The 23,993-nt window shown below is 72.9% G+C and carries 26 protein-coding genes; 14 read left to right on the top strand and 12 right to left on the bottom strand.

The window, feature by feature from the left end:
* Positions 1-45 precede the first annotated feature (45 nt).
* The 3 genes from ABD844_RS48265 to ABD844_RS48275 all read right to left on the bottom strand — a co-directional run bounded on the left by ABD844_RS48265 (position 46) and on the right by ABD844_RS48275 (position 3,493).
* Positions 46-1,251, bottom strand: a complete 1,206-nt coding sequence (locus ABD844_RS48265) for a hypothetical protein (protein WP_344895266.1) — start codon at positions 1,249-1,251, stop codon at positions 46-48.
* Between the two features lie 14 nt (positions 1,252-1,265).
* Positions 1,266-1,610, bottom strand: coding sequence for a hypothetical protein (locus tag ABD844_RS48270; RefSeq protein WP_344895269.1), 345 nt, complete (start codon positions 1,608-1,610; stop codon positions 1,266-1,268).
* 161 nt (positions 1,611-1,771) lie between these two features.
* Complete coding sequence (locus ABD844_RS48275; protein WP_344895272.1) at positions 1,772-3,493, bottom strand: SpoIIE family protein phosphatase; 1,722 nt, start codon at positions 3,491-3,493, stop codon at positions 1,772-1,774.
* A gap of 232 nt (positions 3,494-3,725) precedes the next feature.
* On the opposite strand from ABD844_RS48275, the gene ABD844_RS48280 reads away from it, so the two are divergent.
* Entirely contained in the window at positions 3,726-5,285 is a 1,560-nt protein-coding gene (locus ABD844_RS48280; protein WP_344895275.1) for an endonuclease/exonuclease/phosphatase family protein, read from the top strand.
* 48 nt (positions 5,286-5,333) lie between these two features.
* On the opposite strand, the gene ABD844_RS48285 is transcribed toward ABD844_RS48280, so the two are convergent.
* Both ABD844_RS48285 and ABD844_RS48290 read right to left on the bottom strand, forming a co-directional pair.
* Positions 5,334-5,678, bottom strand: a complete 345-nt coding sequence (locus tag ABD844_RS48285) for a winged helix-turn-helix transcriptional regulator (protein ID WP_344895279.1) — start codon at positions 5,676-5,678, stop codon at positions 5,334-5,336.
* A 119-nt stretch (positions 5,679-5,797) separates the two neighbouring features.
* Entirely contained in the window at positions 5,798-6,376 is a 579-nt protein-coding gene (locus ABD844_RS48290) for a TetR/AcrR family transcriptional regulator (RefSeq protein WP_344895282.1), read from the bottom strand.
* 135 nt (positions 6,377-6,511) lie between these two features.
* Between ABD844_RS48290 and ABD844_RS48295 the strand changes: the two genes are divergently transcribed.
* Positions 6,512-7,723, top strand: a complete 1,212-nt coding sequence (locus ABD844_RS48295) for a Cmx/CmrA family chloramphenicol efflux MFS transporter (protein WP_344895285.1) — start codon at positions 6,512-6,514, stop codon at positions 7,721-7,723.
* 54 nt (positions 7,724-7,777) lie between these two features.
* Here the strand turns inward: ABD844_RS48295 and ABD844_RS48300 are convergent, their stop codons facing one another.
* Positions 7,778-8,995: an MFS transporter gene (locus tag ABD844_RS48300; RefSeq protein ID WP_344895289.1), complete on the bottom strand. Its 1,218-nt coding sequence runs from the start codon at positions 8,993-8,995 to the stop codon at positions 7,778-7,780.
* A gap of 28 nt (positions 8,996-9,023) precedes the next feature.
* Between ABD844_RS48300 and ABD844_RS48305 the strand changes: the two genes are divergently transcribed.
* The 4 genes from ABD844_RS48305 to ABD844_RS48320 all read left to right on the top strand — a co-directional run bounded on the left by ABD844_RS48305 (position 9,024) and on the right by ABD844_RS48320 (position 11,693).
* A complete protein-coding gene (locus ABD844_RS48305; protein ID WP_344895292.1) occupies positions 9,024-9,464 on the top strand; it encodes a MerR family transcriptional regulator in 441 nt (146 codons plus the stop codon).
* 2 nt (positions 9,465-9,466) lie between these two features.
* Positions 9,467-10,096: a GNAT family N-acetyltransferase gene (locus ABD844_RS48310; protein WP_344895295.1), complete on the top strand. Its 630-nt coding sequence runs from the start codon at positions 9,467-9,469 to the stop codon at positions 10,094-10,096.
* Positions 10,097-10,305: 209 nt separating this feature from the next.
* Positions 10,306-10,749, top strand: a complete 444-nt coding sequence (locus ABD844_RS48315) for a hypothetical protein (RefSeq protein ID WP_344895298.1) — start codon at positions 10,306-10,308, stop codon at positions 10,747-10,749.
* Between the two features lie 164 nt (positions 10,750-10,913).
* The gene (locus tag ABD844_RS48320) at positions 10,914-11,693 is read left to right on the top strand and encodes a TetR/AcrR family transcriptional regulator C-terminal domain-containing protein (protein ID WP_344895301.1); all 780 of its coding nucleotides are present in this window, start codon (positions 10,914-10,916) and stop codon (positions 11,691-11,693) included.
* A 4-nt stretch (positions 11,694-11,697) separates the two neighbouring features.
* Here ABD844_RS48320 and ABD844_RS48325 read toward each other — a convergent pair whose 3' ends face one another.
* Genes ABD844_RS48325 through ABD844_RS48335 form a run of 3 tightly spaced genes read right to left on the bottom strand, consistent with a single transcriptional unit; the run spans position 11,698 to position 13,653 of the window.
* Positions 11,698-12,033 (bottom strand): DUF4180 domain-containing protein, encoded by a 336-nt coding sequence (locus ABD844_RS48325; RefSeq protein ID WP_344895304.1) that lies wholly within the window; start codon positions 12,031-12,033, stop codon positions 11,698-11,700.
* 35 nt (positions 12,034-12,068) lie between these two features.
* A complete protein-coding gene (locus tag ABD844_RS48330) occupies positions 12,069-12,470 on the bottom strand; it encodes a helix-turn-helix domain-containing protein (protein WP_344895307.1) in 402 nt (133 codons plus the stop codon).
* 34 nt (positions 12,471-12,504) lie between these two features.
* On the bottom strand, positions 12,505-13,653 hold the full coding sequence (locus ABD844_RS48335; RefSeq protein WP_344895310.1) for a winged helix DNA-binding domain-containing protein: 1,149 nt from the start codon (positions 13,651-13,653) through the stop codon (positions 12,505-12,507).
* A gap of 157 nt (positions 13,654-13,810) precedes the next feature.
* Between ABD844_RS48335 and ABD844_RS48340 the strand changes: the two genes are divergently transcribed.
* From ABD844_RS48340 to ABD844_RS48375, 8 genes are all read left to right on the top strand, one after another.
* Entirely contained in the window at positions 13,811-15,349 is a 1,539-nt protein-coding gene (locus tag ABD844_RS48340) for a phenylacetate--CoA ligase family protein (protein WP_344895313.1), read from the top strand.
* 6 nt (positions 15,350-15,355) lie between these two features.
* Positions 15,356-15,802, top strand: coding sequence for a DUF4188 domain-containing protein (locus tag ABD844_RS48345; RefSeq protein ID WP_344895316.1), 447 nt, complete (start codon positions 15,356-15,358; stop codon positions 15,800-15,802).
* Positions 15,799-16,896 (top strand): hypothetical protein, encoded by a 1,098-nt coding sequence (locus ABD844_RS48350; protein ID WP_344895319.1) that lies wholly within the window; start codon positions 15,799-15,801, stop codon positions 16,894-16,896. The genes ABD844_RS48345 and ABD844_RS48350 overlap by 4 nt, the downstream gene beginning before the upstream one ends.
* A complete protein-coding gene (locus tag ABD844_RS48355) occupies positions 16,893-17,810 on the top strand; it encodes a nitroreductase family protein (RefSeq protein WP_344895322.1) in 918 nt (305 codons plus the stop codon). Before ABD844_RS48350 ends, ABD844_RS48355 begins: the two co-directional genes overlap by 4 nt.
* Positions 17,811-17,926: 116 nt before the next feature.
* Positions 17,927-19,186, top strand: a complete 1,260-nt coding sequence (locus tag ABD844_RS48360) for an RNA polymerase sigma factor (RefSeq protein WP_344895325.1) — start codon at positions 17,927-17,929, stop codon at positions 19,184-19,186.
* 30 nt (positions 19,187-19,216) lie between these two features.
* On the top strand, positions 19,217-19,849 hold the full coding sequence (locus ABD844_RS48365) for an ArsR/SmtB family transcription factor (protein ID WP_344895329.1): 633 nt from the start codon (positions 19,217-19,219) through the stop codon (positions 19,847-19,849).
* A gap of 33 nt (positions 19,850-19,882) precedes the next feature.
* The gene (locus ABD844_RS48370; protein ID WP_344895332.1) at positions 19,883-20,275 is read left to right on the top strand and encodes a GNAT family N-acetyltransferase; all 393 of its coding nucleotides are present in this window, start codon (positions 19,883-19,885) and stop codon (positions 20,273-20,275) included.
* Between the two features lie 4 nt (positions 20,276-20,279).
* Positions 20,280-20,762, top strand: coding sequence for a metallophosphoesterase family protein (locus tag ABD844_RS48375; protein WP_344895335.1), 483 nt, complete (start codon positions 20,280-20,282; stop codon positions 20,760-20,762).
* A gap of 118 nt (positions 20,763-20,880) precedes the next feature.
* On the opposite strand, the gene ABD844_RS48380 is transcribed toward ABD844_RS48375, so the two are convergent.
* The 3 genes from ABD844_RS48380 to ABD844_RS48390 are packed head-to-tail and all read right to left on the bottom strand — an operon-like array spanning position 20,881 to position 23,911.
* Positions 20,881-21,906, bottom strand: a complete 1,026-nt coding sequence (locus ABD844_RS48380; RefSeq protein WP_344895338.1) for a FecCD family ABC transporter permease — start codon at positions 21,904-21,906, stop codon at positions 20,881-20,883.
* A gap of 5 nt (positions 21,907-21,911) precedes the next feature.
* Complete coding sequence (locus ABD844_RS48385; protein ID WP_344895342.1) at positions 21,912-22,910, bottom strand: FecCD family ABC transporter permease; 999 nt, start codon at positions 22,908-22,910, stop codon at positions 21,912-21,914.
* Positions 22,907-23,911: an iron-siderophore ABC transporter substrate-binding protein gene (locus ABD844_RS48390; protein WP_344895345.1), complete on the bottom strand. Its 1,005-nt coding sequence runs from the start codon at positions 23,909-23,911 to the stop codon at positions 22,907-22,909. The genes ABD844_RS48385 and ABD844_RS48390 overlap by 4 nt, the downstream gene beginning before the upstream one ends.
* Positions 23,912-23,993: the final 82 nt, after the last annotated feature.

A 23,993-nucleotide genomic window follows, 5' to 3' on the forward strand; every position in this document is an offset into this window, starting at 1 on the left:
GATCTTGACGGCCTGCGAACGCCGGCCGTAGATGTGGTCCTCGGTCTACAGGCCCAGGAAGTGCCGGCCCGACACCCCGCGCAGCACCACCTCGCGGGTCTCGTGGTGCTCGACGGACAGCTCGTACAGGCGGGCGGGGACGTCGGTGTCCTCGACGAGCAGGCCGTTCTCGGCCCAGCCGTTGATGCTCCACACGCTCGCGAACGTGCCGCCGCCGCCGCGTACCCAGATGCCGTGCTTGTGGGCGCCCCGGTAGGTGTAGCCGGGATTGCCGGTCGGGGCGTCCGCCGGGTGCCACTTGACGAACTGGGTGGTGATGTCGGCGAGGTAGGAGCCCGCGCCCGACTGCCAGAGCAGGTTGACCGAGCCCGGGGTCTGGCGGGCGGTGTCGAGGCCGAGGCCGGTCACCGTGTTCCGGCCGCCGCGCGGGGTCGACACCAGGGCGCGCGGCGCGGCCGGGTCGCTGAAGCCGGGGTGCCCGTCGACGGCCGGCAGCCAGGTCTGGCGCGGGTGCAGGCCGATCAGCGTGGAGGTGCGGCGCCGCCTGAGCGTGCCGGACATCACGTACTGCCCCATGGGGACGTAGACCGTGTCGTGGCGGTCCACGGACGCCTGGAAGACGGACAGGTCGTCCTGCCCCTTGCCGATGGTGCGGCCCATCCTGGCCGCGACGTCGGCGACGCTCACCCATTCCCCCGTCGGCGGGGGCGCGGGCGTGTCGGAGCGCAGCAGCGACCGGATCCATGTGGCAGGAGCGCCGGGGACGACGTCGGCGTGCACGCCCTCGCGCCTGGACTCGCGTGCGCCGAGTGCCCGTTCGACGCGCAGGCCGTAGGTCAGCTCGCGGATCCTGGCCGAGGCCGCCGGGCCGGAGGTGCGCGATCCGCTCCGCGTCAGCAGGAGCAGGTCGCGGGTCCCGGAGGCCGCGCAGTTCAGCAGGGTGAGCTGGTTGCTGCGCAGGATCCGCTCGTCGTCCGCGCCGGGGATCGACGCGCTGTCGTTGAGCGCCACGGCCACGTCGCCGAGGTCCTGGAAGCAGGAGTCCTGGACGTAGAGGTGCTGCCACTGGTCGGGCGCCGACTCGAACGCCCGCGGCGCGTCCGCGAAGACGGCACGGACGACGACGAGCTTGGCGTCGTTGAACATCGCCACCGAGGCCCGGCGCTGGCCCTCGAATCGGCAGTCCAGCAGCGTGGTCTCCCATCCGGCCGAGGCGGCGTAGGCGTACAGGCCCACGTCGCCGCCGCGCACCCGTACGCGGTGGATCAGGTTGGCGTTGTGGTCGATGCCCGTACGGCCGTCGCCGACGTCGATGTCCAGGTCCTGGAGCAGGCAGAGCTGGGCGGCGTGTTCGCGCCCAGGACGAACCGGGGCCGGCGGCGCCCGAAGCCGATCACCCGTACGGAGTCGCGCACGTTGACGACGGCCGACAGCCGGTAGACGCCCTCCGGCACGAGGACGACGCCGCCGCCGTCACCGTACGGGAAGTCCCGTGCGCCGCCCAGTATGTCGCCGAGCTTGTTGGCGATGCCGCGCCTGGACGCCTCGTCGATGGCGGCCACACTCGCCGCCGGCGCGACGAAGGCACGACGCGATGGATCGGACAACACGGACACATCACCTTCTCTGATCACCAGGGCCGGTCTCGTCGGCCATGCGCATCAGTGGGAGAGTCTCCGACCTCACCGGTCACCCCGTCAAGAGTGAAACCCCAGTAATAATGCGTATTAGCAAGATCATCGGCCTCTTGCGGCCTGGCCTGGCGGGTGGGTCAGCCGCGGTCGTCCGGCGGCCACGGGAGGCGGACGGCGAGCAGGGCGATGTCATCGATCACGTCGTGCCGCATCCGCGCGAGCAGCTCGTCGCAGAAGTACGGCAGCGGCTCCCCTGCGAGCGAGCCGGCGTGCATGCGCAGCCGGTTCATGCCCACCTCCAGAGGGGCCTCCATGGTCTCGATCAGGCCGTCGGTGTAGAGCACGATGGTGCCGCGCGACGGGATCCGCACTCCGGCGTCGGGCCGGTCGGTACGCAGCCCCGTACCGAGCATCAGGCCCTGCCCCTCCTCCAGGAAGCGGGCGGACCCGTCGTCGTCGACCAGCAGCGGCGGCGGATGGCCCGCGCTGGTCCAGCGCAGCCACCAGGTGCCGTCCTGGTGCTGTTCGACCAGCGTCAGCACCAGCGTGGCCATCAGGCCGTCGGTGATGTGCGGCAGGGCGTCGTCGAGCCTCCCGACCACCAGGCTGGGCGGCGTGCGCTCGGCCCAGGCCACCATCCGCAGCATGTTCCTGATCTGCGACATCTGGGCCGCCGCCTGGAGGTCGTGGCCCATCACGTCGCCGATGACGAGGGCGGTCGCGCCGCCGGGGAGCCGGAAGACGTCGTACCAGTCGCCGCCGACCTGGGAGCCGGGGGGCGCGGGCCGGTAGCGGACGGCCACCTCCAGTTCCTCGATGTCCACGATGGGGGCGATGAGGTGGCGCTGCATGGTCTCGGCGATGCGGCGCTGCTGCTCGTACATCTCGGCGTTGTCCACGGCGAGCCCGGCGCGGGCGGCGATCTCGCGGAGGAAGGCCAGGTCGGACTCGTCGTAGGCGGGAGAGGGGCCGCACCGGGCCAGGGTGAGGGCGCCCAGCACGCGGCGGGGCGTACCCAGCGGGGCGATGATCAGCGAGGTGGCCTCGATCTCCGCCAGCAGCCCGCTGCGCGCGCAGATCGCGTCGTCGTCCAGCCCGGCCAGGTCCTGCGCGCCGAGCAGCAGCGCGGGGGCGCCGTGCAGCACCCGTACCAGCGGTGATCTGGCGGCCGTGGCCCGCGGCAGGGGGCGCTCCGCCTCCTCCCCCACGCCGCCGGGCGCGTGCCGCGAGACGACCGCGACCCTGCGCGGGGTCCCGTCCTGGTCGAGCAGGTCGATCACGGCCCAGTCGGCCAGACGGGGCACCACGAGCCGGGAGAGCCGCCGCAGCGCCTCCTTCACCTCCAGGGTGGAGGCGAGCACGGTGGTGATCTCCGACATCAGCCACAGCCGCCCGGTCAGCCGTTCCAGGGCCGTCAGGTGGGCCGCCTGTTCCCGCTCGACGGCCTTGTGCCTGCTCAGGTCGTAGAGCAGGACCGCCCCTCCGCGGCCACCCTCCTTGCCCAGTCGCATCGGCGCGATCGACAGGCCGAGCGCGATGAGCCCGCCGCCGCCCAGCGTGTAGTACGCCTCGTCGGTGCGCACACTCGTGTTCGCGCTGACGGCGGCGAGATGGGGGCAGTCCTCCCTCGGGATCGGGCTGCCGTCGGCGTTCCTGTGGAGCAGGTCGTGCGAGTCGGCCCCGATCAGCTCACCCGCGGAGCGGCCGAGCAGCCGCTCGGCGGTGGGGTTGACCATGATGATCTTCCCGTCGGCGTCCACGATGTAGATGCCCACGCGCAGCCCATGGAACAGCGCGCGCACGAGCTCCCCGCTGAGCTCGTGCCGCTCCTCGTCGGCGACTCTGTCACTGGTCTCCATGGCACTCCCCCTTTGACCTGCCCGGACAACGCCCGCGGATAACGGCGGCGGCGTCACGCGTCCGGTCATCGGGAAGGGTGGCTTTCCCATCGGCCTCCTGAAGGGATCTCTCGCCCGCCGTGCCGGAGGGCTCACCAGCATGTCCTCCGGCAGCCGGTCTGCTGCCACGGTCCGTACACATGATCGTCACCCGTCCGGCTCACGCTGCACGGTGTCGGTCAAGGAGGCAGGGATGCGTTGGCTCAAGTCGCTGGGGATGGCGATGTTCGTCCTGTTCACATACGTCACACCGGCGTCGGCGTCGCCCTCGGCTCCCGCGTCCGCGGACGGCACGCTGGAGGTGGCCTCGGCGACGGTACGCGGCGGCGAGCCGATCAAGCTGACCTACGGCACCCCCCGCCCCGACCCGACCAACTGGCTCGGCCTCTACACCGACCCGGGCAACGGCCCGGTGGAGGAGAAGTACGTCGGCCCGTCGCTGCGATGGACGTACATCGCCGGGGAGCGCGGCGAGGCCACGCTGCCGACCGACGGGCTGGAGCCGGGCGACTACATCGTCTTCGCCCTGGCGCGTGACGGCTACGGGTGGCTGGCCACGCCGGTGAAGGTACGGATCACCAGCAGCGCCCCGCTGCACTTCGTCACCGACGCCTTCGGCCTGCGCAACGCCCGCGCCATGGAGCCGTACCGGGCGGCGGTGGGCGGGCTGGTCCGCGGGGACACCGACGGGCTCACCTTCCGCAAGGTCAGCGGGCCCAAGTGGATCAAGGTGTCGGCGGACGGCGAGGTCACGGGGACGCCCCGGGTGCCCGACGCGCTGCGTCCGGCGTCGCTGCGCGTCGAGGCCCGCAACGCCCGCGCCGAGACCAGCACGGCGACGGTCGGCGTGACCGTCCGCAGGCCGGGCCAGGACCTGGTGCCCGAGCTCAAGGTCATGAGCTTCAACCTGTGGCACGGCGGCAGCCAGGTCGACGGCGGGCGGGAGAAGGAGCTGCGCTTCCTGCTCCGGTCGGGCGTGGACGTCGTCGGGCTCCAGGAGACCTCGGCCACGTCCACCCGCGAGCTGGCCGAGGCGCTGGGCTGGGACTACCACCAGGCGGGCACCGACCTGGGCGTGATCAGCCGCTACCCGATCACCGAACGCAAGGAGCCGGTGACGGGCGGCCCGCTGTCGGTGGCGACGAAGGTCCGAGTGCGGATCGGCGAGCGCCAGGAGGTCGTGGTGTGGAACGTCCACCTCGGCTACACCCCGTACGGCCCGTACGACGCGTGCTTCGGGAAACTGACGCAGGAACAACTGCTGGCCTATGAGGAGCGTTCCGGGCGCACGCCCCAGATCAAGGCCGTGCTGGAGGAGATGCGGCCCGACCTGGCGGCGGCGCGGCGTACGCCGGTGCTGCTGACGGGCGACTTCAACGCCCCGTCACACCTGGACTGGACGCAGGCCACCCGCCGCTGCGGGTACACGGCGGTCCCGTGGCCGGCCTCGGTGCTGCCGACGCAGGCGGGGCTGCGGGACTCCTTCAGGATCGCGCACCCGGACCCGGTGGCCGTGCCCGGCATCACCTGGTCGCCGATCTATCCGGTCTTCACCGGCGGCTACGGCTACGACTCGCACAAGGGCGAGCCCGAGCCGCAGGACCGGATCGACTTCGTCTACTACGCGGGCCCGCTGCGCGTGACGGGCTCGGATGCCCTGGTCGAGGGCACGCCCGCGCCCGTGCCCGACCACCGCGGCAACGCCTGGACCTCGGACCACGCCGCCGTGCTGACCACGTTCCGCACCTCCTGACCGCCGCCTCGGCCCGGGTCCCCCTCCGGACCCGGGCCGGGGGCGGGGTCACTCCTGGCCGTGGGTGGGGACGAGGTCGAGTTTGCGCATGCGGTCGGTGCCCCAGCGGCCCAGGGCGCCGAGCGCCTCGTAGAGGGCGGCGCCCTCGACGGTCAGGGAGTATTCGACCCGGGGCGGCGTCTCCTCGTAGACGGTCCGCTCGACGATCCCGTCGGCCTCCAGCTCGCGCAACTGCTGGGCGAGCACCTTCTCGCTGACGCCCGGCAGGTTTCTGCGTAACTCGCCGAAGCGGTGGATGCGCACGTCGAGCGCCCAGAGGATCAGTGCTTTCCACTTGCCCCCGACGACGTCCATCGCGGCGTCGAGGGCACAGATATAGGGCGGGTTGCGCACTCAACTCATGCTATCGGCTGCGCGCGGGTGGCCCTGCAAAGCGTCGCGGGCGCCCTGAAGCCGTCGCGGGTGACCCGGCAAGGCATCGCGGGTGGCCCTGAAGGGCGTCGCGGGCGGCCCTACAAGGCGTTCAGGGTGCCGTCGACCACGTCGAGCAGGGCCTGGCGGTCGTCGTACACCCGGGTCAGCAGGCGCAGCCCGTAGTAGGCGCTGAGCACCTGACGGGCGACCGCGGCCGGGTCGCGCTCCGGGCCGAACTCTCCGGCGCGCTGCCCGCGGGCCACGGTCTCGCGCAGCGCGTGCTCGATGGTGGTGACGTGGCGCCGGACCTCCTGCTTGATGTCGGGGTCCTGGTCGGCCTTCTCGACCATGGCGTTGAGCACGAAGCACCCGGCGGTCTCGGGGTCTGACAGGTCGACGTCGATCGCCTGCACCATCCACGCGCGCAGCCGGTCCTTGGCGGGGCCCGGCTCGGCCAGCAGGACGGTCTGCTCGCCCGTGTTGGTCTCGTAGTAGCGGCGCAGGGCGCGCAGGTACAACTGCCGCTTGTCGCCGAAGGTGTTGTACAGGCTGGAGGGCCCCAGGCCGGTGCGGTCGGTCAGGTCGCGGGTGGACGTCGCTTCGTAGCCCTGCCGCCAGAACGCGTTCATCGCCGCGGTCACGGCGCGCGTCTCGTCGAACTTCCTGGGCCTCGCCATGGCTGCACTGTAGACGTTTTGAAGCGATCGCACAAAAACGTGGGGGCGTTTTGGAGCGACTACTTCAAAACATGTTAGCCTCGCTCCGGCGGCTCGGAAAGCCGCTGCTCACCCACATCATCTGGAGGCGCGTCCATGCCCCTCGCCGTCTACATCCTCGGCCTGGGAATCTTCACCCAGGGCACCTCGGAGTTCATGCTCTCCGGCCTGCTGCCCGGCCTGGCCCACGACCTGGGCGTGTCCATCCCGGACGCCGGGCTGCTCATCTCCGCCTTCGCCATCGGCATGGTCGTCGGCGCTCCCCTGCTCGCCGTGGCCACCCTGAGCTGGCCCAGGCGCACCGCCCTGGCCGGGCTGCAGGCCGTGTTCATCGCCGCCCACGTCGTCGGCGCCCTGGCCCCCGGCTACGGGCTGCTCTTCGCCACCCGCGTGGTGAGCGCCTTCGCCTACGCCGGGTTCTGGGCCGTCGCCGTCGCGGTCGCCGTCTCCCTCGTTCCCGCGGACGCCAAGGGCAAGGCCGTCGCCGTGGTCGCCGGCGGTCTCACCCTCGCCACCATCGTCGGCGTGCCCGCGGGCACCGTGCTGAGCCAGTTCGCCGGGTGGCGGGCCGCGTTCTGGGCCGTCGCCGTCCTCACCCTGATCAGCCTCGTCTGCTCGCTGTTCGCCATCCCCGCCGGACACGGCGCCGCCGAGGAGCCCAGGACCGTCCGCGCCGAGCTGCGCGCCATGGCCCGCCCCCAACTGTGGCTGTCCTACGCGATCACCGGGTTCGCCTTCGGTTCCGTGATCGTCACCTTCAGCTACCTGGCCTCCCTCCTCACGGACGTGACCGGCCTGGCCGACGGCTGGGTGCCCGTCCTGCTCGCGCTGTTCGGCGCCGGCGGCCTCGCGGGCATGGCGATCGGGGGCAGGGTCGCGCAGGAGTACCCCATCCGCACCCTCGTCCTCGGCACCGGCGTCCTCGTCGTGGCCTCCGCGCTGCTCGCCGTCCTCGCCGAGAACACCGTCGCCACCGTCGTCCTGGTGTTCGTGCTCGGCGTGGCCGGCTACGTCACCAATCCGATCCTGCAGTCGCGCGTCTTCGTCGTCGCGCCCGGCGCCCCGACCCTCGTCGGCGCTGGAAACACCTCCGCCTTCAACGTCGGCAACACCCTCGCGCCCGCCCTCGGCGGCCTGACCATCGGCGCGGGCCTCGGCTACGCCTCCGTGGCCTGGGTCGGCGCCGCCCTGGGCGCCGTCGGCCTGCTCGGCGCGCTGTGGGCGGGTCACCTGCAGTACCGCGCCTCCCGTGGCGGCGACTCCCTGAGCGCCGCTCCCCAGCGGAGCCACACCACCGCCCATTCCTGAGGCGCCCACTCCTGAGGCGGCCTCCGGAAGAGACGGCCGCGCGCCCGGCGCCGCTCAGGGCAGGTCGGGCACCGGCCGCTGTCCCGGGGCCGGCGGCGAGCCGGGGAAGGCGTGGCGGCGCGCCGCCACCGCGACCGCGAGAGCCACCGCCACCAGCGGGAACGCCGTCCACGGCAGCGCCCCTGCCCCCGCGCCCTCCAGCACCACCCCACCGGCAAGCGACCCCGCCGCGATGCCCGCGTTGTACACGGTCGTCTGCAAGGACGTCGCCACGTCCGCGTTCCCCGCCCCCGCCACGTTCACCAGCGCGCTCTGCAACAACGTCGGCACTCCCCCGAACGCCACCCCCCACGCCGCCGCCGCGACCGGCACCGCGAACCCGCCGAGCACGCCCAGCACCGCCATCGCGCCCGCCACGACGCCCAGCGCCAGCAGCAGCGTCCCCCGGGGGAAGCGGTCGATCACCGCCCCGACCACCCAGATCCCCGCCACCGTGCCCACGCCGAACACCAGCAGCACCACGCTCGCCCGCCCGCCCCCGGACGCCGCCACGAACGGCGCCAGATACGTGTAGACCGCCTGGTGCCCCACCAGCACCAGCAACGTCACCCCGAGGACCGTACGCGCCCCGGGCACGAGCAGCACCCGCCGCAACGGCATCCGCGCCCCCGCCCGCTCGCCGGGGAAGTTCGGCACCCGCCAGAGCACCCACCCGATCAGTACGACGGCCACCACGGCCAGCAGCCAGAACGCCGCACGCCACCCGGACACCGACGCCAGCGCCGCCCCCGCCGGGATGCCCGCGCACAGCGCCACGGTGATCCCCGCCGACACGATGGCGATCGCCCGCCCGCGCCGCTCGACGGGCACCATCCGGGCCGCGTACCCGACGAGCATGGCCCACAGCACCCCGCCCATGACCCCGGCCAGCACCCGCGCCCCGAAGGTCACCGCGTAGGACGACGAGACGGCGGTCACCCCGTTGAGCACGGCGAACCCGGCCAGCGCCCCGATCAGCACCGGCCGCCGGTCGAACCCGCGCAGCAGCGCCGTCACGGGGACCGCCGACAGGAACGACGCCACCGCGTACGCCGTCACCAGGAACCCGGCCCGCCCCTCCGGCACGCCCAGCGCGCCCGCGATCTGCGGCAGCAGCCCGGCGGGCAGCAGTTCGGTCATCACCGCCGTGAAGGCCGCCGCGAACAACGCCAGCAACCCCGCCCAGGGCATCCGGCGCGTACCGGTGGCACTGGCGATCACCACATCAGACATGCGACCATGCTCAAACTTTCACATCAGTGTGAAGGCAAGCCCGGCCGGACGCCCGCGCGAGGCCGGCCGGGAACGGCGGCGGCAGAACGGCGGCGGCATGAGGATCGGACAGCTCTCCGAACGCACCGGCGTGCCCACCCGCATGCTGCGCTACTACGAGGAGCAGGACCTCCTCCACCCCGAGCGCGCCGACAACGGCTACCGCCAGTATCCCGAGTCGGCGGTCTACCGGGTACAGCAGATCCGAGGGCTGCTCGACTCCGGTCTCACCACGGAGATCATCCGCCGGATCCTGCCGTTCCTGGACCGGACGGACGCGATCCACCTCGATCCCCAGTGCCTCACCCCCGAGCTGGCCGGCCTCCTGGAGGCGGAGGCGGCCCGCATCCAGCAGCGCGTCGAGTGCCTGTCGCGCAACCGGGACGCCATCCACGCCTACCTCGCCGCCGTACGCGCGCTGCGGGGCTGACCGTGCGCCCCCTCGCAGAGCTGATCTCCGACGCCCAGAGCGGACGCTTCCCCGAGTCGGACGGGGGCCTGACGGTCGTCCCCCAGCCCTCGCCCCGCGACGTGGGCGTGCTCTCCTTCACCGCCCACGCGGTGGTCTTCGCCGACGTGGAGCCCGGCTGGATCCGCGGCCTGATCCCGCCCGGCGACCTGTCCGCGCCGTTGTCGCCGCCGTTCCTCCAGGCGCTGGCCCGCCGGACCGGCCGCGGCATCGGCGACCTCGACCTGCTCGGCCTGGCGGGGCCGCTGCCCGGCCCGCCGCCTGTCGCGCTGGACGAGATCACCGATGGCGAGCACCCCCGGGTGGAGCGGGCCCACCGCCACCGCGACGGCGTACGCGTGTGGACGACCGCGGACGGCGGCCTGCTGGCGCTGGGGCGCGGCGTGGCGGGCCGGTGGGAGGCGGCGGTCGAGGTCGAGCCGGAGCACCGCGGGCGAGGTCTGGGCCGGCTGCTGGCCGGGGCCGCCAGGCACCTGGTCCCCGAGCCGGTGTGGGCGCAGATCGCGCCGGGCAACGCGGCCAGCGTACGCGCGTTCCTCGCGGCCGGGTACGTCCCCGTGGGCGCGGAGGTGCTCCTTCCCGGAAATCCCTGAGACCGGCGCCTGCCGGGGCGTCCCGTTCGCCGGTGGGGCAAGGCAGTCATTGCGGCCGGTCCGGGCGTAGGGCCTCGACCGGTGACACCTCCGAGTTTGCTGCTCAACGGCCCCCTGTTGGGCGAAAGCGGACGTGGCGCTGCATCTTTACCACAAGATCGCTACGTATAGTGATGGCCGATGTCACTTCGTGATTACAGGGGGAGATCATGAGAAGGACCCTCATCGCCGCCGGCGGTGCGCTGCTCACCGCGGCCGCGCTGTCCGGGACAACCGGCACTGCGGCCGCCGACATCTGGACCGACTGGAACCACACCTACCCGCGTCACTGCGGCCTCGGTGTGAACGAGGACGTCACCTATCACCACGTCACCGATCACGGCGTCTTCGCCGGCACCCGCGACGCCGACGGCTGCAAGCACGGCGACGCCTGGCGCTGGGGCCACCACCACGATGGGCACCACCATCACGACGGGCACCATCAAGATGGGCACCACCACGACGGGCACCACGACGGGCACCACCACGGGCACCACCACCACGGCTGGGGGGACGAGTGGCGGAAGTGGGAGCGGGGCAACTGGCCCACCAGCGGCAACGGCAACTGGATCGGCCACGGCTACCGCCCGGGCGCGGGCGGCCTCTTGGGCTAGCCCCTTGCCGCAGTCCTGTCCCGGTGCCCCAGTGGGGTGCCGGGACCGGCGCGTTTCCGGCCCGCCCCGGCACGCGCCCGCGGATCCGGGCCGATCGCCGATCGAGCCCTCAGCCGCTGATAGCCTTGTTCCGCAAAGAATTGTCCGGCACGGGGAGTTCCGCGTTGGTCGTCTTCGCTGGCCAGGGTGATGCGCGACGGTCGATGGCGCTGCTGTGGCGCAACGGCGAGCCGGGCGAGGTGCGGCCGGGCCCCAAACCTGGGCTGAGCGTCGACGCGATCGTCGACGCCGCCATCGCGGTGGCCGACGGCGAGGGCATGGCGGCGCTGTCCATGCGCAGGGTCGGCGAGCGGCTGGGCCGCACGGGCATGTCGCTCTACACCTACGTGCCGAGCAAGGGCGAGCTGGTCGATCTCATGTACGACCGGGCCCTGGCCGAGCTGCCCCGCGACCACGACGTGAGCAAGGGCTGGCGGCCGGCCGTGGCGTCGTGGGCCGAGCAGACGCTGGCCTTCTACCTGCGGCACCCGTGGGTGCTGCAGGTGTCGCAGGCGCGGCCGGTGCTGGGGCCCAACGAGTTCGCCGTGCTGGAGAGCCTGGTGGCGATCCTGCGCGGCACCGGGGCGGGGCCGCGCGGGGTGCGCGGGATGGTGGCGCTGCTGTTCGACTTCGTCCGGGGCGCGGCCACGACGGTCGCGGAGTCGCGGCTGGCCCCGTCGGCGACCGGGGTGTCGGACGAGGAGTGGTGGCAGGCGCGCTCGCACCTGCTGGAGGAGGTGGCGCCCGGGTTCGCCGCCCGCTACCCCATGGTGTCGTGGGTGGAGTCGGCCGACGACGAGCCCGGTGAGGCCGGGTCATACACGGAGCACCGGGTCAGCGAGACGTTCTCGACGGGCCTGGCCCTGCTGCTCGACGGCATCGAGGCGGCGGTCACGGCCGGATAGAGCGCTACTCCAGGCGGGCGGTCAGCTCCGCCGGGTCGGCCACGAACCAGATGTGCCGGCCGCGGTTGCATTCGAGCATCCAGGCGCGCAGCGCGGAGCTGCCCTCGGCGTGGTGGGCGACGTCGCCGACGATGGCCAGCCCGATCCCGTAGTTGACGAACTTCTGCGCGATCTCGCCCGCCACGCCGGTGCTCAGCGTGAAGAACCCGCCGGGCAGCCGGTCGGCGGGCACGGCCACCCACGCGGCCTTCTGCGACCATGCCTCGCCGATGAGGTCGAGCACGTCGCGGGTCTCCCGCAGGGGCTCGCCGTGCTGGTCGTACCAGTGGATGTCGGGCATTCGCGATCTCCAGACGTCGATGACCGGGGAACAGGTCACGGCCGCACCAGGGCGTCGATGATCCGCAGGACCTGGGCGGTCTCCTCCAGCCCGCCGAGCACGATGATCTTGAGGTGCTCGCGCTCCGCGTCGTACGCGAACTCCACCCGCAGCCCGCTCGACCGGCCGGACAGCGAGCCCAGGACCATCGTGCTGACCCGGTCCATCTCGCTCCGGGAGACGCCGTCGACCTGCGCGATCGCGGACACCTCGGCGCGGCGGGGACGATCGGGCCCGGCGACCGGCAGCCCGGTGAAGGCCGCCAGGTCCTCCTTGGCGATCAGGTAGCGCTTGCCGACGCGCACGGCGGGCAGCCGCCCGTCGCGTACGTAGTTGCGCACGGTCTTGACGTGCAGGCCCAGGAGTCCGGCCACCTGTTCCACGGTGTATTGCTCCATATCGCTCCCTATTATGCACCGCGATAGGGAGCAATCAGGCATGTGCCCCCACGGTGACCGTTCCGATCGTCAGGCGCGGCGTGGCCTCCATCACCGCGCCCACCCGCTCCACCTGCTCCTCCAGCTCCCGCGACTGGGCCGCGGTGAGGTCGCGCAGCGGCTCGACCGTGACGTCCATCCGCTTCCCGGAACGCCGCTGGTGCCAGACGCCGGCCACCTCGCCGTCCACGAGCAGCACGGGGAAGTTCCCCGCCTGCCCGCCGGCCAGCGCCCGCCCCGCCGCGGCACCCGGGTAGAGCAGCTCGCGGGGCCGCCCGGCCACCACGTACGCGTCGAAGTACGGCAGCAGCCGCACCCCTCGCGGCGGCTCCCCGGGCACCTCCGTGTCACCCGCGAGCACCCACGCCGGCTGCCCCTCCAGCCGCACCTCCTCCAGCTCCACCCGCTTGAACGCCTGGGCCGCCCAGGTCACCGGCCCGCCCGCCCACTGGGCGAAGTGCGCGGGCGTGGCGGGCCCGTACGCGCGCAGGTAGTTCCTGACCAGATCGCCCGCCCCGTCACCCGCGTACGGCGCGGACGCGGCGGCGGGCGAGGCCGTGTAGGTGACCTTGCGCCCGCGACCGGCCCCGAAGACGAACGCTCCCCGGTGCGCCGCCAGGTGCATCACCTGCCGCCAGCGCGGCCACATGCCCTGGAAGGCGGGCATGACCAGGTCGCCCGCCCACGGCCCGGTGGCGGCGACGACCGCGTCGCTCAGCTCGTCGATCGTCAGCTCTGCCCCGGCCAGCACGTCCCGGATGGCGGCCACCACCTGTTCGCTCTGCTCGGCGGTCATCCTGATCTCCGGGGAGGCGACCCGGTGCGTGGCGGGCACCGTCGACAGCGCGGCCACCCACATCGGCACGTCGCTGGACGGCAGCAGGTGCACGGTGCCGCGCGGCCCGTACGTCTTGACCAGGCTGCCCTCCTCCCAGAGGGCCCGCCGCACGCCGGTCCTGGTGACGCCGTCGAGCCGCAGTCCGACGGACGCCTCGCCGGCCGACATCACCTGGGCGTGCGCCCCGCACATGGCGGCGACCGTCTCGGCGGGGCCCGCGGCTTCCGCCGGTCCCGCCGGTCGTGCGCCCAGCCCGGCGCGTTCCAGCCGCCTCGCGCTGACCTGCGGCCATGACAGTTCGATCACCAAGTCCTCCTCGTGGTTCCGCACCCACGGTAGGGGGAAACGCGGAAGAGGACGTGCCGCGTTGACGCCCGGACCACAGGAAGATCGCAACTCCCGCCTTATCCGTGAAAGCGGATATAAAGCCATTCTTTATTCAATCCCACTAGTGTCACCCGTCATGACCCGTCTCAGCCCCGTTCTCGGGCCGCTCACCCCCCGCCAGCGCTGGCGACGGGCCCGGCTCCAGGCGTACTCCTGGATGCTGACCGGCGCGTACCGGCTGGGCGCCCTGCATCCCGCCATCTGGCGGCTGGTCGCCCGCGGCTACCACCCCGCGCTCGACCGGGTGGCCGCCCGGCACGCCCGGGTGGCCTGCCAGTTCGCGGCCGTGGACGTGCCCGCCTACCGGCACTTCCTGCGTACGCGCGGCGCCGAGCACGCCCGCCGCCTGACCGACTTCCCCGAGACGGCCAAGCAGAGCTACGCCGCCGTGTACGACGAGGCCAGCCGCTGCCAGGAGGGCAGACTGCACCGGCCCGGCGTGATCGTGGACGAGTCGTCGGGGTCGAGCGGCAAGCCGTACAACTGGGTACGCGGGCCGCGCGAGCTGAAGGGCATCTACCGCAACGCCGCCGGGTACATCGAGCTGGTCTTCCCTGGCAGGCGGCTGTTCGTGATCAACGCGTATTCGATGGGCGCGTGGGCCACCGGCACCACCACCGGCACCGCCATGGCCCGCGTCGCGATGGTCAAGAACACCGGCCCCGACCTGGAGAAGATCGCCGACACGCTGGAGCACTTCGGGCCGGGCTACGACTACGTGGTGGCGGCGTACCCGCCGTTCCTCAAGCACCTGCGCGACCGCCTCGACGAGGCGGGCTTCCCGTGGGCGGACTACCGCATCCGCGGCATGGTCGGCGGCGAGGGCATGACGGAGGCGCTGCGCGACTACCTGGAGGAGCGCTTCGAGGAGGTCCGCTCCGGCTACGGCGCCAGCGACCTGACGATCGGGATGGGGGCGGAGAGCGGGTTCAGCGTACGGCTGCGCAAGCGCCTCGCCACCGACCGGGAGTTGCGCGACCGCCTGCTCGGGCCGGGCGAGCAGCGACTACCGATGATCTTCCACTACAACCCGCTGGAGACGTTCCTGGAGGTGAACGCCGGCGGCGAGCTGCTGTGCACCATCAACTCCAAGAACTGCCTGCAGCCCAAGCTGCGCTACAACATCGGCGACGAGGCCCGCCTACACACCCTCGCCGAGGTCAGGCGGGCGCTCGGCGACGACGGCTACGAGCGCATGTGGACCGACGAGCGGATGAGCCTGCCGCTGCTGTTCCTGTACGGCAGGAAGGACTCGACGATCTCCTACATGGGGGCCAACCTCTACCCGCAGGACGTCGAGTACGGCCTCTACCAGGCCAACCCGTACGCCGCCGCGATCAACCGCTTCTGCCTGTCGCTGGAGGAGCTGCCGGGCCTGGAGTACCGGCCGGTGATCAACCTCGAGGTGCGCGGCGACGTCGACGCGCGGGAGCTGGCGGCGATCTGCCGCAAGGGTGTCGTGGCCCATCTGAGCGCCGTCTCGCGCGACTTCGCCGAGTCGCTCAAGGAGGACCCGACGGCCGCCGACCTGCGGATCAAGGTGTTCGGGCCGGGCGAGGGGCCGTTCGCGAGCATGACGAAGACGAAGAACGTCTACCTGGTGAAGGACGCATAGGCACTCATGAGGACCACCGACTTCAGCAAGGCGCCCCCGCAGGGGCAGGCGACGGCGATGTTCGTCGGGGCGACCCGCTACCGCGGGCCATTGTCGATTCTCACGCTCACGCTGACGTGGTTCCGCATGGTGCGCGACATGAAGCGCATGCGCGGATACCGCTGGCACAAGGTCTACTGGGAGTTCCCGTACACGCTGGGCACGCTGGCCTTCTTCGAGGACCGCGACGCGCTGCTGCGCTTCGCCCGCAGCCGCCACCACCGCCGGCTCATGCGGTGGGTCACCGACGGCACCAGGAACGCGACCGGCGGCTACATCCGGCTCTACCACGCCGAGCCCGAGGGCTACAGCAACGGCGTGTGGCGGGCCGAGGGCGGGCCGATGGCGCACATCGAGACGTTCACGCCGCTGTCCACGGAGGAGGGCGAGGGGCCGCGGGTGAGGCGCACGTGAGCCCGTCGGGCCTGCGGCGGGTGGAGACCGCCCGCGACCTGCGGGAGTTCCTCGCCCTGACCGACCGCCTCTATCCGCGTGAGACTGGAGCGGGCGGGGAACGGTTCGTGCCGCCGCTGCACGCCGCCGTACGCGCCTGGCACCGGCGGGGCGTGCCGATGTTCCTGCTGCGGCGCGGCGGCCGGGTGGTCGGCAGGACCACGCTGCACACCGACGCCGCGCTCGACGCCAGGCTCGGCCGCGAGACCCAGTTGTTCGGGCTGACGGAGTTCGCCGAGGAGGCGGCGGAGGAGCTGTTCGACGCGATCTGCGCGGCGGGGGCGCGCGACGGCAGGAAGGCGGCCTTCGGGCCCGTGTCGCTGCTCCCCAACCAGGCGGGCGGGGTCATCACCTCCGGGTTCGGCGAGCGGGGGTTCATCGACAGCGCGTGGAACCATCCGTACTGTCCGGCCGCGTACGAGGCGTACGGCTTCGGCCGCCGCTTCGAGTCCGACACCTGGATCTGCCCGGTGCCGGACGAACCGGTCTTCACCTTCGACGACGGGCGCATCGCGGCCGAGGAGCTGGAGGTGCACCGGGGCGACCGGCGGCGGGTGAAGGAGCAACTGCCGATCCTGCGGGGCATGCTCAACGCCAGTTTCGCGCGGCTCGGCTACTACACCGAGATCTCGGCCGAGCAGCTCGCGGCCCAGACGGACGGGCTGGCGCACCTGCTGGACGAGGCGCTGCTGCTGTACCTGACCAAGGCGGGGCGGCCCATCGCGTTCGTGCTGTGCCTGCCCGACATCTCGGCGTTCGTGGCGAGGGTCCGCGGGAACCTGCACCCGCTGCACCAGCTCCGCCTCCTGGCCACCCGCTCCCGCTACCGCCGCGAGGCCGTGCTCGTCGTCAAGGGCACGGTCCCGGACGAGCAGGGACGCGGCTACATGCGCCTGCTCTCCCGCGAACTGCACGACGGGCTGCGGCGGGGCGGCTACCACACGCTGCGCAGCACGTACGTGGAGCGGACCAACCCCGGCTCGGCCGCCCAGTACCTCGCCATGGGCGGCCGCCCGCTGCACGGCTACACGTTCTACGACAGGGAACTGCCGTGAGAGAGCTGCGGGCGCTCGAGCCCGACTTCTGGCGCGCGCCGAGCGCGCACAACACCCAGCCGTGGACGCTCACCTACGCCGGGGACGAGGCGGCCGTCGGCTGGGACCCGGCCAGGGCCCTGCCCATCAGCGACCCCACGGGCCGCGACCTGCGGCTCAGCCTGGGGGCGTTCGTGGAGTGCTGCCTCATCGTGTGCGCGGACGCGGGCCTCGGCGTCGCCTTCCGCCCCGACCCCGGCCCGCAGCGGGTGGGCTTCCTGTACGCGGCCGGGCGGCCGTACGAGACGCCCTTCACGACGGCGGACGTGCGGGCGAGGGGCGTCAACCGCGGCGAATACCACGCGGGACGGCTGCCGGAGGAGCTGGCCGCCACGCTGGAGGGGACCCGGCGGCTGCCCTGCCGCGACCTGGCCGACCTGCTGCACGCCGCGGACCTGCACCAGTTCGGGGACAGGGAGGTGACGCGGGAGCTGCGCGACTGGCTGCGGCTGACCCGGCGGCACCGCCGCTACCTCCTCGACGGGCTCAGCGACCGGGCCCTGGCCCTGACCAGGGCGCAGACGCTGGGCCTGCGGGCCTCGCTCGCGCTCTACCCGGCGCTGCGGCGGCTGGGGCTGCCCCGCGCGCTGGCCGGGGCCTCGCGCGGGCTGCTGGACTACGACGGGGACGTGCTGGTGCTGGTCGGCCCGGCGGACGGTGAGGTGGAGACGGGACGCCTGCTGATGCGTCACTGGCTGCGGCTGTCGGCGCTTGGCTACACCACGCATCCGCTCAGCCAGATCATCGACTGCGCGCCGACCCGGCGGGAGCTGGCGGCACGGCTGGGCGTGGCGGACCCCCGTACGCTCCTGCACGTGGCCAGGGTGGGCCGCCCGAAGACGGCCGCCGCCCCGTCGGCCCGCCTCAGGACCTGACCGCTTCGGCGCTCCGGCCTGTGACGCGGCCCCGGATCGCTGGAGTGCCTGGCATGTGGGTTGTGAGCTGGGTTTTTCCGGGTGGCCGCACTCCCACGGGCCCTAGGATGAGGTCCGTGAACGACGTGCTGCAGGGTGAGCGGGCCCACGACGTCGAGCGCCTGCTGCGCGAGCTGGCGCCACAGGTCCTCGGCACGCTCGTACGCCGTTACGAGCAGTTCGACACGTGCGAGGACGCCGTCCAGGAGGCGCTGCTGGACGCCTCCGTGCAGTGGCCGGAGCAGGGCCTGCCGGACAACCCGCGGGCCTGGCTGATCACCGTCGCCTCCCGCCGGGTCATCGACCACATGCGCAGCGAGCACGCCCGCCGCCGCCGGGAGGAGAGCGTGGCGGCCGGCGCGCCCGCCGACGAGTCCGTGGTCCCGGCACCCGGCGAGGAACGGCCGGTGGACCAGGACGACACGCTGACGCTGCTGTTCCTGTGCTGCCATCCGTCGTTGTCGCAGGCGTCCCAGCTCGCGCTCACGCTGCGGGCCGTGGGCGGGCTGACGACGGCGCAGATCGCCAGCGCGTTCCTGGTGCCGGAGGCGACGATGGCGCAGCGCATCAGCCGGGCCAAGCAGCGCATCAGGTCCAGCGGGCTGGAGTTCCGGATGCCGCCGGAGGGCGAGCGGGCCGACCGGTTGCGGGTGGTGCTGCACGTCCTGTACCTGATCTTCAACGAGGGCTACACCGCGACCTCCGGGCCCGAGCTGCTCAGGGCAGACCTGACGGCCGAGGCGATCCGGCTGGCCAGGGCCGTGCACCGGCTGCTGCCCGGCGACGGCGAGGTGACGGGGCTGCTGGCGCTCATGCTGCTCACCGAGGCGCGCAAGGCCGCCCGTACCGGCCCGGGCGGCGGGCTGATCCCGCTGGCCGAGCAGGACCGGGGCCTGTGGGACCACCGCCTCGTCCAGGAGGGCGTGGAGCTGGTCACCAAGGCCCTGTCCACCACGGCCGTCGGCCCCTACCAGCTCCAGGCGGCCATCGCGGCCGTGCACGACGAGGCGCCCAGCGCCGGGGAGACCGACTGGCCGCAGGTCCTGGCCCTGTACGACCTGCTGATGGGCGTCGAGGACAACCCGATGGTCAGGCTCAACCACGCGGTGGCCGTGGCGATGGTACGCGGGCCGCGGGCCGGGCTCGGCCTGCTCGACGACCTGGCGGCCGACGAGCGCATGGCGCGGCACCACCGGCTGGCGGCCGTACGTGCGCACCTGCTGGAGATGGACGGCGACGCGGCGGCCGCGGTCGAGGCGTACCGGGAGGCGGCGCGGTTGACCACGAGCCTGCCGGAGCAGCGGTACCTGGAGCACCGAGCAACCAGACTGTTTTGACAAAGATTTTTTCGGTGGGATCGTTCGCCCATGGACGAAGTGGCGGTGATCGAGGACCCGGCCGCGGCCGAGGCGTCCCTCGACCCCATGCGGTCGAAGCTGCTGGCCGAGCTGGTGGAGCCGGGCTCGGCGACGTCGCTGGCGGCCAAGGTCGGCCTGGCCCGGCAGAAGGTCAACTACCACCTGCGCACGCTGGAGAGGCACGGCCTGGTGGAACTGGTCGAGGAGCGCAGGAAGGGCAACGTGACCGAGCGCGTCATGCGGGCCACCGCCGCCTCCTTCGTGATCTCCCCGACCGCGCTGGCCGCCGTGCAGCCCGATCCCGCCAGGTCCCCCGACCGGCTGTCGGCGCGGTGGCTGCTTGCGCTGGCGGCGCAGCTCGTACGCGATGTCGGGGCCCTGGTCACGGGGGCGGCGAAGGCGCGCAAGCGGGTGGCCACGTTCGCGATCGACGGCGAGGTACGCTTCGCCTCGGCGGCGGACCGGGCGGCGTTCGCGGAGGAGCTGACGCGATGCGTGACCGCGTTGATCAGCAAATATCATGACGAAGCCGCCGCGGGCGGGCGTGACCACCGGCTGGTCGTGGCAGTGCACCCCGCCGTGAAAGGGCCCGCGAGAGGACCCGGGAAAGGGCCCGCGAGCGAGCCCGTGAAGGAGCGCTGACGTGGGGCGTACCTGGCTGGAGGAGCTGTACTCGTGATCGACGCGGGCCCGCTGACCCTGCGCCCGTTCACCTCCGGCGACATCCCGTGGGTGTACGAGGTGTCCCAGGACCCGGCGCTGCGCCACTTCGTCGACGTGCCCACGCCCTACCTGCGCGAGCACGCCGCGTACTTCGTCGAGGAGCTGGCCGTCGGCGGCCGTCCGGACGGGCGGCGGCAGGAGTTCCTCGCCGAGGACTCCACCGCCCATGAGCGCCTCGGCCGCGTCGGCCTGGGCCTGCGGGAGGACGGCACGGCCGAGATCGGCTTCTCGGTCGACCCGCGGGCCCGCGGTCGCGGCGTGGCGACCCGCGCCGTACGCGCCGCATGCCGGTGGCCCGGGGACGCGACCTGCGGGGATGGGCCGTCCGGTGGTGGGCAGGGCTGAGGGGGTGAAGGTTGTCGTGCTGTCCGACACGCACGCGCCCCGGCGCTGGCGTTCGTGCCCGCCCCGGGTGGCCGAGCACCTGCGCGGCGCGGACGCCATCCTGCACGCGGGCGACGTGTGCGTGCCCTCCGTGCTGGCCGAGCTGGCCGCGTACGCGCCCGTCCACGTGGTGAAGGGCAACAACGACGGCCCCGACGTGGCGGCGCCGGAGACCCTGGAGCTGACCCTCGACGGGCTGCGGATCGGCATGATCCACGACAGCGGCCCGGCCAAGGGGCGCCTGGCCCGCCTGCGGCGCCGCTTCCCTGACGCCGACCTGGTCGTCTTCGGTCACTCCCACATCCCGCTGGACGAGTCGGGCGAGGGCCTGCGGATCTTCAACCCCGGCTCCCCCACCGACCGCCGCCGCCAGCCGCACGGCACGCTGGGCCTGCTCACCATCGAACGGGGCACCCTGACCCGCGCGGAGATCGTGCCCGTCACCTGACCCCGCCCAGGACCACGTGACGGTCGCCGCACTGACCTCGACCGGCTGCGGCGGGTCGAGCGCGCCTGCGGCCAGGACGGCCTCTTCCGCCTCGGGCACGCGGTGTGACCCCCTGCGCCTAGCGGCGGCGGCCCCGTGCCAGCAGCCACAGCAGCAGGGGCGCCCCCAGGGCGCCGGTGACCACGCCGACCGGCAGCTCCACGTCCGGGATCAGCAGCCGCGCGATCAGGTCCGCGCTCAGCACGATGAACGCCCCCACCAGGCCGGAGGCCAGCGGCGGCGGCCCGGCCGTACGCGCCAGGCGCTGCGCGATCTGGGGAGCGGCCAGCGCCACGAAGGCCACCGGGCCAGCAGCCGCCGTGCCGAACGCCACCAGCCCCACGCCCGCCATCAGCAGCGCCAGCCGGGCGGCCCGCACCGGGGCCCCGAGCACGGTCGCCACCTCGTCGCCGAGCTGGAGCGCGCGGGTCCAGCGGCCGAGCAGGAGGGCGATTGGGACCAGCAGCACCAGAGCGACGGCCAACGGTGTCACGTGATCCCAGGTGCGGCCGTTGAGGTTGCCGAACAGCCAGCCGAGGGCCTGCTGAGCCTGGAAGTCGTCGCTGGTGACCATGAGGAACTCGGTGGCGCTCGTGCACATCCACGACAGCCCGATGCCCACCAGCACGAAACGGCCGCCGCTCGCGCCGCGCCGCCACGCCAGCAGGTACGTCACCAGCGCCGCCGCCACGGCCCCGGCGAAGCCCAGGAACTGGAGCCCGGAGCCGACCCCCAGCACGATCCCGGCCACCACCGCGACTCCGGCCCCCTGGGTGACGCCGATCATGTCGGGGCTGGCCAGCGGGTTGCGGGTCATCGCCTGGAACAGCGCGCCCGACAGGCCGAACGCGGCGCCGGCCAGCAGGCCCGTCAACGCCCTGGGCAGGCGCAGCTCCCGTACGACGAAGGCCGTTCCCTGGTCGCCGGCGCCCACCAGCGACTGGACGACCTCCCCCAGCCCCAGCCGTACCTCACCGAGCCCGATGCCCAGGCAGAAGGCGAGGAACGCGACCGCGGCGGCGGCCAGGGAGACCAGGACGAGACGGGGGCGCAGCACGCCGGAGACCGGCGGGGCCGACAGCCGGAAGGTGACGGTCTGGTTCATGCGACTCACAACTCCGCCAGCCGCCGACGGCGGGCCAGCACGACGAAGAACGGGCCGCCGACGAACGCCACCAGCAGCCCTGCCTGCACCTCGATCGGCGGCGCCACCATCCGCCCCACCACGTCGGCCACCAGCAGCAGGCACGGCCCGAGCAGTGCCGCGAGCGGCAGCAGCAGCCGGTGGTCGGCCTCCGAGCCGCCGCGCCCGGCCAGGGCCCGCGCCGCGTACGGGACCACGAGGCCGACGAAGACCACGGGCCCGATGGCGGCCACGGCGGAGCCGGTCAGCAGCATCACGGCCGCCGCCCCTTGGAGGCGTACCAGGCCGACGCGGCGGCCCAGCCCTCTGGCCACGTCGTCGCCGAGCGCCAGGCTGTTGAGCGCGGGACCGGAGGCGAGCGCGAGAGCGGTCCCCGCCGCCACGAACGGCAGGAGCTGCGGCAGCACCTGGCCGCCCGCGCCCGACAGCGACCCCGCCGACCAGAACCGGAACCTGCTCAGCGACTCCGGGTCCACCAGCACGAACGCGCTGGTCACCGAGCTGAGCATGAACGTCACCGCGACTCCGGCCAACGCCAGCTTGACCGGCGTCATCCCGTCACGCCCGAGCCCGGCCAGCCCGTACACGACCAGGCTGGCCACCAGCGCGCCCGCGAACGCGAACCACACGAACCCGCCCGGGGCCGCCACCCCCGCCACGCCGATGGCCAGCACGACCGCGAACGCGGCCCCGGCGCTGACGCCCAGCACTCCAGGGTCGGCCAGCGGGTTGCGGGTGAGCGCCTGCATGAGGGCGCCGGACAGGCCGAGCGCCGCCCCGGCCAGCACGCCGATCAGCGTGCGCGGGACCCGTACCGACCAGATGACGTCGAGGGTGTCGCGGTCGGTCACGGTCCCGGCCAGCGCGCCCGCCACCTGGTCGAGCGGGATGGCGCGGGCGCCGAGGCAGAGCGACAGCAGGCACACCGCGAGCAGCGCGGCGGACGCGGCGGCGAGGGCCCTCACGAGGTCTTGGTCGCGGTGTCGCCGTCCACCGCCGCGGCCAGGCGCGGGACCAGGGTGTCGAGCACGTACGGGAGGCTGAGCACGGTGAGGAGCACGACCGCGTTGCTCTGCGTGGTGTTCTCCGGCAGGTAGACCTCCCTGCCCTCCTTCACCACGCCGAGTTCCTTGTAGACGGTGTCACCGTGCAGCGTGGCCTGTCCCTTGGCCTCGTCGGGCACGCTCCAGACGACCACTCCGGTGTCGAGCAGGTCGAGCCGTTCCCGGCTGACGTTCGCGCCGAACTTGTCGCCGATGGCGTCGTCGAGGCCGGAGGGGAGCTGGAAGCCGAGCGAGCTGAGCAGGCGGGAGCGCGGGTCCTGGCTGCCGAAGACGAAGTAGCCCTCGTACAGGGTGGCCATGAGGCCGGTCGCGCCCTTGAACTCGGGGTGCTCCTTCTGCACCGTGGCGAAGCGGGCCTCGACCTGCTCGACCAGCTTCTCGGCCTCGGCGGGCTTGCCGACGGCGACGCCGACCTTCTTGGTGAGCTCCTCCCACGGGATGCCGTAGTCGATGTACTCCTTCGGCTGGGCCACGGTCGGCGCGATCTTCGACAGCGTGTCGTACTGCTCCTTCGTGAGGCCGGAGTACATGCCGAGGATCAGGTCGGGCTTGAGCGCGGCGATCTTCTCCAGTTGGGGGCCGCTGCCGGTGTCCTTGAGCACCTGGGGTACGGGGGCGCCGCCGAGGCGGTCCTCGGCCCAGGGGCCGATGGCGCCCGGGTACCCGCCGAACCACTCCGTGGTCGCCACCGGCACGATGCCGAGGGCGAGCAGGGAGTCCTGTTCCAGCAGGCCGACGGTGACGACGCGCTTGGGGGCGGCCGTGACGGTGGTGCTGCCGTACTTGTGGGGGATCGTGGCGGGGAAGGCGCCGAGGGCTCCCGAGGTGGTCGCCTGGGTGGCCGCCGGTGGTGCGGGGGCGGTGGAGCCGCAGCCCACGAGGGTGATCAGGACAAGTGCCACTAAGGCGAGCGTGCGCGGCACGTACGGCTCCTCGGTTGGTAAGGCTTACTTTAGCAAGGTGAGCCTAACCTAATCGATATGG

Source organism: Nonomuraea antimicrobica (assembly GCF_039536965.1).
Taxonomy (GTDB): Bacteria; Actinomycetota; Actinomycetes; order Streptosporangiales; family Streptosporangiaceae; genus Nonomuraea; species Nonomuraea antimicrobica.

Coding starts and splice junctions, on each gene's coding strand:
- ABD844_RS48275 (WP_344895272.1), bottom strand. CDS start 3,493: ATGGAGACCAGTGACAGAGTCGCCGACGAGGAGCGGCACGAGCTCAGC.
- ABD844_RS48280 (WP_344895275.1), top strand. CDS start 3,726: ATGCGTTGGCTCAAGTCGCTGGGGATGGCGATGTTCGTCCTGTTCACA.
- ABD844_RS48290 (WP_344895282.1), bottom strand. CDS start 6,376: ATGGCGAGGCCCAGGAAGTTCGACGAGACGCGCGCCGTGACCGCGGCG.
- ABD844_RS48295 (WP_344895285.1), top strand. CDS start 6,512: ATGCCCCTCGCCGTCTACATCCTCGGCCTGGGAATCTTCACCCAGGGC.
- ABD844_RS48300 (WP_344895289.1), bottom strand. CDS start 8,995: ATGTCTGATGTGGTGATCGCCAGTGCCACCGGTACGCGCCGGATGCCC.
- ABD844_RS48315 (WP_344895298.1), top strand. CDS start 10,306: ATGAGAAGGACCCTCATCGCCGCCGGCGGTGCGCTGCTCACCGCGGCC.
- ABD844_RS48325 (WP_344895304.1), bottom strand. CDS start 12,033: ATGCCCGACATCCACTGGTACGACCAGCACGGCGAGCCCCTGCGGGAG.
- ABD844_RS48330 (WP_344895307.1), bottom strand. CDS start 12,470: ATGGAGCAATACACCGTGGAACAGGTGGCCGGACTCCTGGGCCTGCAC.
- ABD844_RS48340 (WP_344895313.1), top strand. CDS start 13,811: ATGACCCGTCTCAGCCCCGTTCTCGGGCCGCTCACCCCCCGCCAGCGC.
- ABD844_RS48345 (WP_344895316.1), top strand. CDS start 15,356: ATGAGGACCACCGACTTCAGCAAGGCGCCCCCGCAGGGGCAGGCGACG.
- ABD844_RS48365 (WP_344895329.1), top strand. CDS start 19,217: ATGGACGAAGTGGCGGTGATCGAGGACCCGGCCGCGGCCGAGGCGTCC.
- ABD844_RS48380 (WP_344895338.1), bottom strand. CDS start 21,906: ATGAACCAGACCGTCACCTTCCGGCTGTCGGCCCCGCCGGTCTCCGGC.